7 protein-coding genes are annotated in these 13,490 nt (G+C 40.6%); all 7 read left to right on the top strand.

The window, feature by feature from the left end; translation table 11 throughout:
* Positions 1–6 precede the first annotated feature (6 nt).
* The 7 genes from K1Y79_RS06045 (at position 7) to K1Y79_RS06015 (ending at position 13,461) form a co-directional block, all read left to right on the top strand.
* Complete coding sequence (locus tag K1Y79_RS06045; RefSeq protein WP_220249100.1) at positions 7–4,401, top strand: DUF6443 domain-containing protein; 4,395 nt, start codon at positions 7–9, stop codon at positions 4,399–4,401.
* 1,378 nt (positions 4,402–5,779) lie between these two features.
* Complete coding sequence (locus K1Y79_RS06040) at positions 5,780–6,550, top strand: helix-turn-helix domain-containing protein (RefSeq protein ID WP_220249099.1); 771 nt, start codon at positions 5,780–5,782, stop codon at positions 6,548–6,550.
* A 166-nt stretch (positions 6,551–6,716) separates the two neighbouring features.
* Positions 6,717–7,136: an ester cyclase gene (locus tag K1Y79_RS06035; RefSeq protein WP_220249098.1), complete on the top strand. Its 420-nt coding sequence runs from the start codon at positions 6,717–6,719 to the stop codon at positions 7,134–7,136.
* A 2,003-nt stretch (positions 7,137–9,139) separates the two neighbouring features.
* Positions 9,140–9,382 carry a hypothetical protein gene (locus tag K1Y79_RS06030; protein WP_220249097.1) on the top strand — a complete coding sequence of 81 codons (243 nt, stop codon included), beginning with the start codon at positions 9,140–9,142 and terminating at the stop codon, positions 9,380–9,382.
* 109 nt (positions 9,383–9,491) lie between these two features.
* Complete coding sequence (locus K1Y79_RS06025) at positions 9,492–10,706, top strand: DUF4221 domain-containing protein (protein WP_220249096.1); 1,215 nt, start codon at positions 9,492–9,494, stop codon at positions 10,704–10,706.
* A 14-nt stretch (positions 10,707–10,720) separates the two neighbouring features.
* Positions 10,721–11,179, top strand: a complete 459-nt coding sequence (locus K1Y79_RS06020) for a hypothetical protein (protein WP_220249095.1) — start codon at positions 10,721–10,723, stop codon at positions 11,177–11,179.
* A gap of 14 nt (positions 11,180–11,193) precedes the next feature.
* Complete coding sequence (locus tag K1Y79_RS06015) at positions 11,194–13,461, top strand: hypothetical protein (protein ID WP_220249094.1); 2,268 nt, start codon at positions 11,194–11,196, stop codon at positions 13,459–13,461.
* Positions 13,462–13,490: the final 29 nt, after the last annotated feature.

Here is a 13,490-nt window from a genome sequence, read left to right as displayed (position 1 = left end):
TAACCTATGAATCTACATAGACATATTCTACAAATTTGTATCTTTCTGCTGGCCGGACTCAGCCCTGGAGCTTTGTTTGCCCAAAAACCTGGTGGTAACAGGGCTACCGCTACTGCTAACTCTATACCCGGTCCTTATACAAATACAAGTATCAATTTCATAAGAACATGGGAACCGAGCATGCCAATCAAAGATACCGGTATTGTGACGGCACCCAACCGTTTGATACGAGAGGTAAAGCAAACGTCGCAATACCTTGATGGCTTAGGACGCCCAATTCAGAGTGTTTCAAAAGGAATTAGCGCTCGCGGTGGGGATCTGGTGATGCCTATTATTTATGATGATCACGGGCGAGAGCAGTATCAGTATCTTCCTTATGTGCAACAATCAGCGAATGTTAATGACGGCAAGTTTAAGACTGATCCGTTCGGTGCACAAAGCTCATTCTACAAGAATGGAATACTAAATCCAGGTGTCCTGGGAGAAAATGTATTCTATAAGAAAATAGAGTTTGAGGCATCTCCATTAAATAGACCTTTAAAAAGTTTCGGTCCTGGAAACAGTTGGTCAACTCGTCCAGTTGAAACTAAATACCTGTTCAATACAGTTGAAGATTCTGTAAGAGTTTGGAATGTTACGACAGGACTACCTACTACTAACACTATCTATGCGACTGGTCAATTATCGAAGACTATTACAATTGATGAGCAGAGTGGCCAAACTATTGAATATAAAGACAAAGATGGCCAGATTGTGCTAAAGAAAGTTCAGATCGCCGGCGCTCCAGGTACTGCACATATGGGATGGCTATGCACTTACTATGTGTATGATGATTTAAACAATCTTCGTTTTATTGTTCCACCTCTAGCTATTGATGCAATAAAAAGCACATGGACAGTTTCTACAGAAATTGTAAATGAATTATGTTTTAAATATCAGTATGACGATCGCAGATTACTTGTGGTTAAACAAGTACCTGGATCAGGATCGGTATTTATGGTTTATGACAATAGAGACCGGCTCGCGTTCACACAAGATTCGACGCAACGAACTAAATCACCAATGGAATGGCTAGTCACCTTTTATGATAACCTTGACCGTCCGACCATGACAGCTATTTACAGAGGAAATCATTCTAGAGATGGCCTTCAAGATTCAATGCTAACCGCATCCGCATCTCAAACCGTATCTTATACTGTACCTGCAAAGCAAGACATGGTACTTTATACATACGAAGGAGCAGCATTGTATACAGCGACTAACAGTATAAGCATGCTTGATAATTTCGATTCAGGTACTGGAGCTGAATTTGATGCATTCATCAATCCTACCGCAGCCGGCGAAACCAATGTAGTGTTGGCAAGTAATGCATTGGCGAATATTCCGTCATCAGCTCTGATACCCTTAACCTATATTTTTTACGATAATTATGATTATTCCGGTAAACTGACGTTTTCACCCACAGACACAGGTAGGTTGCTTGGAGCTGATACACTGTACCCGGAGAAACTCCCAGTAAGTACCATGACGAATGGGCTCGTTACAGGAGGGAAAGTCAGGGTCCTAGGAACAGACAAGTGGTTAACTACCACTACTTATTATAATGCTAAAGGGCGACCCATTCAGGTTATAAGTGATAATAATATGGGTGGCAAAGACATGGTCAATACACTGTATAGTTTTAACGGAGCAATATTGTCAACTCATATCCGTCATCAAAATCCAAAGAGTGTTACGCCGCAAACAACATTATTAACCGTTTTGACTTATGATCAAGGAGGGCGATTGCTTACAGTAAGGAAGCGTTTAAATGACGATATTAGTCAAGAGCGATTAATAGCTGCCAATACTTATGATGAGTTGGGTCAACTGCAACTTAAACTGCTGGGCGTGGCTGCTTCCGGAGCGATAATGGACAGTTTGAATTATACCTACAACATCCGCGGTTGGCTACAAGGCATTAACAAAAACTTTGTTACCAGTAGTAATAGTACCTCAAATTGGTTCGGACAGGAACTTAGCTATGACCATGGTTTCTTAGCCAATCAATATAGTGGCAACATTGCGGGTGTAAAATGGAAAACACGATCTGATAGCGCTTGGGCTTACGGATATTCCTACGATAAAGCTAATCGGCTTATCGGTGCAGAATTCAATCAAAAAAATGGTGCTGACTGGTCACAGGACAAAAAAGATTTTACTGTTAGCAACATTACATATGACGCTAATGGTAATCTCCGCTCGATGTGGCAAAAAGGCATGATTGGTACGAAGATTGATACCATTGACCGTCTTACTTATACCTACCAATCAAATAGTAATAAGCTGGATTCAATATCAGATCCTCAATCCACTAAAACTGCTTCAGCCCGATTAGGGGATTTTATTAACGGCTCCAATGCAGGTCGGGATTATTTTTACGATGGAAATGGCAACCTGGTGGCGGATTCCAATAAACATATCAGTGCTATTGTTTATAATCACTTGAATTTACCATCAGAAATCATTATTGAAGGTAAAGGAAAAATAGCCTATCAATACGATGCTACTGGAATTAGGCTATCAAAGACGGTTTTAGAGAAAAAAGGAAGCACGGTTAAAACTACAGTGACGGACTACGATGGCCCGTTCATATATAATCAGGATAGTTTAGAACTGATTAGCCATGAAGAAGGACGTATCCGTCCCATTTATAGAATAGGTATGCCCATTAGCTATGTTTATGACTACTTTGAGAAGGACCATCTAGGCAACGTGCGAACTGTGTTAACTGATCAAACGGACTTCAGTATATATGCTGCCACAATGGAGATCGAGAACGCGCCTAAAGAAGTATCATTATTTAGCAACATAGACGAAACAAGGTCAGAGAAGCCATCAGGTTATCCACATGACCAGACTACCAAGGAGAATAAATCAGTGGCAAAACTTAATGCGAAAGCCGGAGGAAAGAAGATTGGACCTTCCTTAGTTTTGAGGGTAATGGCTGGAGATACCGTGCAAATTAATGCCAAAGCATTCTACAAATCGCAAGGACCTGAGGATATCAGCCAAAAGCCGCCTGTAGAGGATATGTTGACCGCTCTTATTGATGCATTTTGGGAACCCGATGCAAAACCCGGTGCGCATAATTCAGCAACTGTACTGAACGTCACCCCCTTTAATGAAAACTTTTTAAATGATTATCAGTTCTTAAAGAGAGAGAATCAACAAGGACAATATGATGAGCGCCCAAAGGCCTATCTTAACTTTGTCCTATTTGATGATGACTTTAAAATAGTTGAGGCCAACAGTGGGGTGCGCCGAGTCAAAGCTTCTTCCGATGAATTACAGGAACTGGTAGTGGAAAAAATGCTTATTGAAAAGAGCGGATTTTTGTATGTTTACACAAGTAATGAGAGCCCGCGGGATGTAATATTTGACAATGTTATATTGGGTTTGAGTAGTGGTCCATTGTTGGAAGAAACTCATTATTATCCTTATGGACTGATAATGGCTGGCATCTCTAAAAATGCATTGAATAGTACTCAATATCCTAAAAACAGGATGGGATATAATGGAATTGAACATACAACTGATTTAGATTTGAATCAAAACGATGCATTCTTTCGTACCCTCGATCCGCAGATAGGAAGATGGTGGCAGCTCGACCCGAAGCCCGAACATGCTTCAAGTCCTTACATGTCAATGTCTAACAATCCCATCCTAAAAGCTGACTTTTGGGGTGACACAACTAGTTTTGGCTCCTCTCGTAACGAGACATTAACGGTTAATGGTAAGACAGTAAGTGGTCAAGAACTGGTCAATAAAACACTCAACGAGTGGAGCAAGATCGGAAATGTGAAGTTAGGGATTAACAAAAAGACAGGTCAAGTCGAATTTAAAGGCAATAAGAAAGGTGCTTATAGTGCAACCGGTAGAAAGGAGGTTATGGATATGGTCACAGGAAACGGGCAAGTGAAAATAGACTTCGCTACCAATGTGTCTTCTCAAACAGATGGGAATAATATTACAATTAACCCTGAACAGATAGATGGGATGGTAGCCGGAGCATCTTCGGACCTAAACCCTACGACTATTAGTTATGGTATGGTTTCATTACATGAATACCGTCATACGGATGCTGGCGGGGGATCTGCACATGGGCCATTAATACTATCCAATTTTGGCCTTATAGATTTACCAGATAGGATAGGAAATCAAATACGAAGTGAACTTTCAACTTTGACAAATAGCAATTGGGGCCAAAGATCTTCTTACTTAGGTATAAGTATTTTTGGGAAATCATATATGCCATTTTCAGAAGAATCTCGAGGTGCACTGCTACGTGCAAAAGCATTAGAGTATAGTATATATAGCACCCCACTAATACCGAAAACCTCTTTAATTTCTTTACCTTAATAAAGTCTCCTTAAAGCATGAAATTAATTATCTTATTATCATTGTTTCTTTTGGGGCAACCAAAACTGGAAAAAATATACTCCAAGGAGGAAATTCTCAGTTCGTATGATCATGTAGTAATACGGCAATGGGAATTGAAATTATTAGATCAGGGTGTCTTTATGCTAAATTATAAAATGAAAGACAGTCGAAAAGAAAAGCTTTATAAGGCTAGCATAATCGGTACTTGGACAATTCAAAAAGATTCGATACTACTTAAAGGATCATCGCAAGGTGATCAGGAATGTTATTTTAAATCCGCTAAGTATATCATAACTAACAGCGAACTTAAATCAAGTGATATTGATCTTTGTTTTCCAAAATCTCTTTGCATAGGTAATAGATTTACGATAAAGATCTAGCTTTACCATGCTGGGCAATCATTGATCATAACGTAAATGTAATAGGAAAGATAGATTAGTCACCGTCTTCCTATGACCATCAATTATATGAGATAGATTTTATATTTGAGCGTCCAGTTTAGGTGTAGATGATTTTATGCGTAATGGCTTCGATTTGATTTGATACTTGGGTAAAATTTAGGTAGCTGACGATAAGTCGTCCAGCTGCTTTTTTGCTAAAAGGTGCTATTCTTCAACTCTTCGTAAAAGTGCTTGTCAGCAGTATTTGTCAGTATGTGTCCGATTACGCATAAAATGATCATCCACTCGTCTAAATCGGTCTGGATCTGTTCAATATCATTTTTTTCTATATTCGGAACTGGCCTTGAAATGAATGCATAATAGTAGCCGCCAATCAGAAGAATAAGATCTTTCACATAAAAACAGGAACGCTTGCCTTTCCTGTAAGCTGAAACAGGTTTTGATACTTATGTTAAATAGAACTAAGGTTGAGCAATTCTACATTTGTAATGATCTGCTAATCAATTAAAATAGACGCGAAGCGCTTAAGGTCAATGATGAATTGATTAGACTTTAGTGCCTCAAAGTCCACAAAATAGATTTCCCACTTGAGAAGAACTGGGAAAAAACAAAAAAGGTCGTCTTGAAAAAGACGGCCTTTTTTGTTTGTGTAAAGTATTGGCTTTTATTACATTACCTCTCTTGCTACGCCAATAACACACAGAAAGAATGATCCTTTGTATACTGCTAATCCTTTTATGTATACCTATATGCCGAGAATGAGAAAGAAGCTACCGGTAAATGACTGAGTGTTCATCCATTTATAAAAGGAATATGCCTTCAAAGTCATAGCTCCCTTATAATCCGATACAGTATCACAAGCCGTAGAATAGTTGCATATTCATTTCCCCTTAACATGATTAACTTTATGCGGCGATAGTTGCCGTTAGTTGAGTAGTGACGTCATCGTAAATGATATGAAAACGCTTGATATTTTACCATCGACGATGCTTGCGCCTTTTATCAAAGGATATAAGATGATTGAAACTGGGAGTCCGGTTACCAATCGTATTATTCCTGACATATCCATAGCACTGGCGTTCCGGTATACCGGCACCATAAGTTACAGTCATAGCGGATGCTACGAGGCACTACCTCCTTTTACCTTATCGGGGTTGCGTAAGACGCACCGCTTAATTAATTACACGCAGCATGCAGGCGCAATCATTGTGATGTTTCATACAGCAGCATTTAACGCGTTCTTTAACCTGCCTGCACACGAGCTGTTTGGTAAGAGCATTTCACTTGCAGAGCTGCTGTCGCACGATGTATATGAACAACTTACGGTACAGTTCAATGAGGCGAATACCACGCATGAACGCATCATGGTTATTGAAAAATTTCTGATTCAGCGATTAGCTTACAGTAAACAAGATCAGCTTATTATTGGAGCTGTGGAGACAATTCAGAAAACCAATGGACTTATCCGCATCAAAGAGCTGGTAACATCTTGTTACCTGAGTCAGGATGCGTTTGAGAAACGTTTCCGGAAAAACGTTGGTGCAAGTCCTAAACAATTTGCAGCTATCGTAAGAATGCGTTCCTTGCTTGCTCACAACAAATCTGACGGACTGCTGGATATTGCCTTTTCAGCCGGCTTTTATGATCAGGCGCATTTCAATCATGAAGTTAAAACCTTTACAGGCCTTACACCTACAGCACTCTTCTCTTCGCGGGCATTTTGGTAATCAATGATTTTTTACAATGAATGGAGATAGTTGTTGGCGAATTTTGTGATCAATAAACGTCGTCATAATGAAAACAACAACTTACGTAGTAATGCTTTTAGTGGCCTTTTATAGTCCACTGAAAGGTGCTTCAATAACATCCAGTCATAGTCAAAAGTTTCAAATCATGGACACTACGAATAATAGTGCAAAACAGCCCAAAGAAGTGATCATTCATCTGTATAATCATATTTTGAACAAGCGCCGGTTCGAGGATCTTGAGGCGCTTATTGCTGATCAATATACAGGCACCAAAGGCATAAAAGGTGTTGCAGGTTTCCAACAGTCCATTAAGGAGCTGATCAGCGCATTTCCTGATATACAGTGGAGCATTGTGGAGATAGTAGCTGAAGGTAATAAGGTGATGCTAAAACAGGTTGTTACCGGCACCCATAGCGGTGTCTTTCTGGGTATTGCTGCCACTGCTAAAAATATCCGTATACAAGCTTATGCTACTTACGAGTTTGAAGCAGGAAAGATAATACGGTCAGAGGTGCTGACCGACCGGATCAGTCTCTTTCAGCAGCTGGGCGTATCGACGCTGTAAGTCAGCTTTAGGTTAATAAACCAGCTATTGGTCAACGGGTGAATGAACAACCCGATATTACACTCAAAGACCAGCTATTTCAACAAGATTCTTATCACTCATTTCTATGACAATACACTTTTATGTGTTGTCTATTACAACCTATGCGTACTGATCAGTACGCATAGGCTTATCAGCATGACTGACCTGGACAGCCTCGTCCATTATAGTGTGATTTTCCGAAATATGAAAGCTGTGCCGCTATAGCTTGTCACTTCGTCTATCGTCCGATAGTTTTTTACTAAAACACGGTTTAGTATTCAATCCATCGGTACACCAAAAGGGCATCAAAAGGTCACTTCAATATCCCCGGGATATCGAAGTGACCTTTTGATGCCCTTTTAAAGAGGGGTAGGAGTGAAAGATTAACCGATATCTGACCAATAATTCTACAACCGGCATCCCTCGATTGCTAATTGGGTAGCCATATTCCACAAATGGCACATAGCGCCCGGTAAGGGCGTTTTAAGACACAGTAACTGCTTTTATTGGGCGGCCCCTGATTTGGAAATCATCTGAACCCGGATATGCATCCGGTGCCGCGTGAGGGTAATTGTGGTGGGTTTTCCATTGCTGAGCTCAAATGTCAATCGGTTAGGATACTCGATAAGTCTGAAGGATCCATTTTTCAAAGGGTCACCAGGTACAACGCGGTCAATACCATCGTAAACTGCTTTAGCCATTTGCACGAAGTGAGACTTTCGCCGTTATAGTTTTCCAGATAGATCTTTTTCGTGGTTCTTAGAATTGAAAAGACGGCAACGAAATAATGAATCATCTGAAGATGAAAAAGAATGTGATTGAACTGTAGTTCTATCATGCTTTGACGGTGGATGATGAAATCAATTTTGCCAGCCGCATCAGCACTATAAAAGCGAGGCAATAAAACCAGATTGGCAAGTAGAAAGGAAGCAGGTGAATACTGTGTTTTGGAGTAAGCCTGAAATCAGCGTAACAAACCGATAACACATACAGGTGGAAAACAGGGGATCTGTAGGAATGCTGCCATATTGCGAAGCATCCCCCAATTGGAAGGACCGTCCGCTATAAACTGAACGAATGGCTCGCTGATGTCTATTGCTGTGATGATCAGAAATGCTGCAAAGAGAACATTGCTTATCCTGTGTTTTGTTTTTACTGTGAGCAGGAATATGGGCAGAAGTAATGAAATGAACAAAGAGATAGTATTGGCGGTGATCAGTAAACTTGTATTGTCCAGGTGTTATGTTGAGTGTAATATGGAATACTGCTCAGCGTAATTATGTTTTAATAATCAAGCTAAATGTAAACAATATTATTGCTACTTATAAACGTGAGGCATATAGCCTTCATAGCAGGCATATTATCGATAAAGGAAAAAAATATTTTATGCGTTAAAAGTTTGTGGAAAGACCGTATCTATATCATGTATCGTTGGTGAACTGATGCGCTGTAAGATATGTCGGTATTCAGTAGTTTACACGTTAGTAGCTTCATGTGCGTTATTGTAATAATTTATTGTCAGGCTGACATGTGATTAATCTTTATCAGTTATCAGTAGTCAGAAGAAAAAATAAAAATTACTTCTTGTTTAATTAGAATTTGTTGCCTAAATTTAATCTGATTTCAAAACCCTGTGGAAAGAATAACCCCTTTCCAGCATACTAGATACCATTGATTCTTGACCAGATGTGCTAAAGAGAAGTCCACGCCATTCCACGGACACAATATTTGATGGTCACATTATTTCAGTTTACTTACCAACGGAGTTGTCTCCACATTTTTTTTTAAACAAAACAGCAAAGAAAATGCGCTAATAGTTAAAATCCATTGAATGTATTAGCATTAAATAATTGAGGTCATTACAGTAATGTAGTGAATAGGTACTTTGTTAGCCGGGTATCTGAGGTATGCTGCGATCATATCCCTCAGTAAAGACCATCGTATGCAATGAATAATTTTTCCAACATTTTAAATCGTTAACCATGAAGAAAAAAATCTATGGCGCGCTCGGCGTAGCGGCACTTGCATTAGCTGCATTCCTTACTACAAACACTTCAGCTTCTAACTCTGATACCACGTTGTTCAGCTTATTTAAAATCAACGCTGCTAACGCAGAATGTTGCAGTACTCCAATCAATAATGGCCGCTGTAGCCAGTTTACAGGAAACTGTTATCCTAATCCAGGTGGTACAGTTGACTGTGATTCTACAAAAGGCAGTTGCTGATTATAATTAACAAGGCTATCTGTTCGGCTGCTGCATTGGCTATGGCAGCAGTCGGGCAGATTGCTCTACGTTAACACAAGTATCTTATTTACGTATGAAAAAGCGTCTTATGTTTCTCAGAATACCGTTAATGCCACACAGTTTTGCTTATGTAATGATTCTATGCCTCTTTGTATCCTGTAGTAACAGTACGCGTGTAGAAATGAAGAATGAAAAGCATGGAAGCCTCAAAGCCGTAAAGACACTGACAGCAGGCAATGAAAAGAAATTCCCGTTAGATAGTCTGTCTGCTCCCCGTCCCCCGTATATACAGATTTATAATGATGATAGTGGTAAAGAATACCTTGCCATGCTGAGTGGCTATTCAAAGAACATCTTTGTGTATAATTATGATTCAGCTGGTACTGCCGTAAACCAGATACCTATAGGTGCAATTCAGATGCCGCTTGCATTCCACATTAGAAATATGGACTCCATCTATGTCTACAATGACAAAATGATGGAAATGATATTGCTGAATAATAAGTCCGAGATAGTGTCAAAAGTGTCCCTGATCAATAATGAGAATATGAAAGATCTTTCCTGGGCTAACCGTTATCCACAGTATGTGCCACATACTGTTAACCCTATTTTAGAACATGAAGGTAAACTGGTTTTCCCCGGACAGTTCATCTGGACGCTCCCTGATACAGTAGCACAGAATTTTAAATTTACCTCATTGATTGATATTAACAGCAATAAAGTAAACTACGTACATAAATATCCATACGAGATATACGGTCATGGTTATATATGGGATGAACCATTGTTCACCGCAGTATATCATGAGGCTATGCCAGACAATAAACGGATAATATATAGTTTCCCTGTGTCTCATGATCTGATTATATCCGATCTGGATGGCGAGCAGCAACAGCGTGTATATGGAGGTAGTAATGAGGCTGCGAGTATTTCTTCCTTTGATGCCGGCAAGTTCAAAACCAAGTCAGGCGTATCTAAAGAATATATTTATCAGAAAGGTTGTACCAGTGACCTTTATGGAGGTATTCTTTATGATAAATACCGGGATGTATATTATCGTTTCCTGAGAAAAGCCCTGCCTGAAAAATCCACAAGGCTTCGCTGGGAGAATAAAAAGGTAGCGGTAGTGGTAATGGATAAGGACTTTAAATATTTAGGAGAAACGGAGATAGGAGACTTGAATGAGTTTTACCCTGAAAACGCCTTTGTAACCAGGGAAGGATTGAATGTAGAGTATGTAGCCCCTAATGATGTGGATGAAAAGTTCCTGACATTCAAAATCTTCACATTAAAAGATATCTAAAAAAACTTACTGTAATGAGACTAAGAATTATCTTATGTTGCCTCATGCTTTCTATGATTACATTATCTTGTGAGCAGACCGACGCAAACAAAGAAGGCACAATCATTGAAGATGGCATAAAAGAGCTTAAATTGAAGCCGCAATATGATTGGCTGGTCATTATGCCCGGACTTGGCTGCAGAGGTTGTATTCAGGAAGCAGAAGCTTTTATGCGTGATTATCTTGATAAGCCGGAGATCTTGTTTGTGTTGACCAAAGTGCAGTCCCTGAAGATTCTGGAACAGAAAATAGGGAAAGAGTTACATAGCCGGCAAAATGTCTATATTGATAAGCAAGGCTACTTTGATATCCCGACTAATAACACTATTTATCCTTGTATCGTGCAGCTTGACAAAGGAAAAGTTGTTGAGCACCAGTTTCAGTCACCAGAAAACGGACAGGCGTTTCAGTTACTGAAGACCCAGATTGAATAAGTAAATATCCACGAATGAATTATACCATTAGCATCTTCTTTTTCATCAGCTTGCTCGGAGTGGCAACAGGAATACATGCTCAGCCCAAACAGGCATTGATAGACAGCCTTGCTCAACGCTTGCAGGCCTATGCTAAAACAGGAGAAACGAACGTTTACCTGGCCAGCAATAAAGATATTTATATAGCCGGTGAGGATCTATGGTATAATGCTTTCGTACTTGATCAGCAAACGCTGGCCCTTGCAGAACAGGAGAAGATATTACACCTGCAACTGATGAAAGAAGGCGCTGATAGCGCTGTCTGGAAAGAAATGTATCCTGTTACAAATGGTATATCTGCCGGCCATGTGTATCTGCCACAGACGCTACAGGAAGGCCGGTATCTGCTGAAGGCATATACTGCGCGTTCTATCTTTTCTTCGCAGCCTTACTTTTATGCGGTAGTGCCCATACAGGTAGTACAGGATCCAAGGTCTATTAAAAATAACTGGCAACTTGGACAGGCTAAGGCTTCCGTTCAGGCAGACCAGCTGCACCTTGAGGCATACCCGGAAGGAAATGTATTACTGGCAGGAGTGGAAAATACGGTGGCTTTTAAGGCGGTTGATAAAGACCACCTTCCTGTAAGCCTCAGTGCACAACTGTGTAAAAATGGCTCGCCTATAGCCGAAGTAAAGACGCTGCACGGTGGGATGGGCCTATTAAAGATAGTGCCGGAAGCGGATGCATCTTATGTATTACGCTATCAGGGACGGGACTTCAAAATACCCGCCGTTGTAAAGGAAGGAGTTGCGCTTCATCTGCTGAGAAATGAAAAGGATACACTACTCTTCAGGCTTCGCACCCAGCGCACACAGGCACAACAGGTATTGCTCAGGATACAGGTCCGGGGTACAGTACAGGTTATCGCCGCAGGAATGCTGAAAGATAGTCTGCTGATGAAGATCCCTGTAACACAACTGCCGTCAGGAATAGCAGAGGCCACATTATTTGACGAACAGTTGCGTGCGCTTGCAGTGCGGCTGGTTTATGTAAATCATGACAGGAAGCTGTATTTACGTTTCAGCCAGTTGAAGGATGCCTATGCGCCTAAAGAACAGGTAACACTAAAAATCACTACTACAGATGAGGCAGGGAAACCTGTTGCCGCAGCCTTAAGTCTGAAAGTATACGACCGCCTGTTTGGTAACCGTAAGTATACCCGGGATATGCTGAACTATTATCAGTTATCCACACAACTGAGGGATACTATCTATGATCCGTCTTATTACTTTGATACCGCGCATGCTGACAGAAGGGATGCGATGGATATGTTGTTACTTACCAGTAACGCGCAGCAGTATAATCTGGGTGAAGAAAGACTGCGGATGGATAAAACAAAGCAGCCGATATTAGCTGACAGTCTTCAGGCATCAGTTATGCCACTCAACAAGGCAGGTAAGAAGAAAGAGCCGATATCCTTGATGCTGTTCAACTATAGCAAGAGTATTAATCAGGTCGCTACTACTGACAATGAAGGCATATTTCACCTGAATACGGAAAATTTATCTATAGGACAGGGCTTCTTTGTTAAATATTTCTCCGAAAAAGAACACACTATAAATGTAGGAGATCCTTTTACATCTATCAGTGCGTGGGAAAAGGAACAACATCCGGTGAACCTGTTAAGTGAGCGGAGTATAGTATTGGAAGAGAAAGGTGTTGACAGTAACCGCCTCCAGTATGGTAATATGCTGAAAGAAGTGATTGTTCAGAGTAAAGGGCGCGGATTCGGAGACCGCTATATGGGATACCTTGATAGTATTGCCCGGTTTGAAGGTAACCTGGATTATGTAGGTCAGTGTGGATGGCTGAACTGCCCAGCCTGCGGTAGTGGTACTCCGCCAGTAGAAGGAGCAACCTATTCCATGCTAATAGAGCCTAAAAGAAGCCAGGTGAGTGGTCATCCGTTTTCATTTGGTGCAAATGATATGAAACGGGAAGTATATCACTATCCGAAGTATACGGAAGAAGAACTGCTGAAGAAATTCAAAATGATTATCACAAAAGGCTTTCATCAGCATGCGCCTTTCTATTCACCAGACTATCAGAAAGAAGATAAGGCAATGACAGATACCCGTAACGCATTATACTGGAATCCCATTGTGGTAACCAATCAGCAAGGCGAAGCAACCATCAGTTTCTTTTGTTCTGATATTAGAAGCGGGTTTATTGGCGTTGCAGAAGGTGTAAGCGGTAATGGAGATGTAGGCACAGGTACATTTAGTTTTGGCGTCAGGTAAATAGTATAAAGATGCATCGCAGGTGTGTA

The sequence above is a fragment of the Chitinophaga rhizophila genome, assembly GCF_019492185.1.
Classification (GTDB): domain Bacteria; phylum Bacteroidota; class Bacteroidia; order Chitinophagales; family Chitinophagaceae; genus Chitinophaga; species Chitinophaga rhizophila.
The sequence above is the reverse complement of the archived record's forward strand: the minus strand, read 5'-3'. Positions and strand labels throughout refer to the sequence as shown.

Excerpts from the sequence above, each read along its gene's own strand:
- K1Y79_RS06020 (WP_220249095.1), top strand. The coding sequence starts at position 10,721 with ATGAGACTAAGAATTATCTTATGTTGCCTCATGCTTTCTATGATTACA.
- K1Y79_RS06015 (WP_220249094.1), top strand. The coding sequence starts at position 11,194 with ATGAATTATACCATTAGCATCTTCTTTTTCATCAGCTTGCTCGGAGTG.
- K1Y79_RS06040 (WP_220249099.1), top strand. The coding sequence starts at position 5,780 with ATGAAAACGCTTGATATTTTACCATCGACGATGCTTGCGCCTTTTATC.
- K1Y79_RS06030 (WP_220249097.1), top strand. The coding sequence starts at position 9,140 with ATGAAGAAAAAAATCTATGGCGCGCTCGGCGTAGCGGCACTTGCATTA.
- K1Y79_RS06035 (WP_220249098.1), top strand. The coding sequence starts at position 6,717 with ATGGACACTACGAATAATAGTGCAAAACAGCCCAAAGAAGTGATCATT.
- K1Y79_RS06025 (WP_220249096.1), top strand. The coding sequence starts at position 9,492 with ATGTTTCTCAGAATACCGTTAATGCCACACAGTTTTGCTTATGTAATG.
- K1Y79_RS06045 (WP_220249100.1), top strand. The coding sequence starts at position 7 with ATGAATCTACATAGACATATTCTACAAATTTGTATCTTTCTGCTGGCC.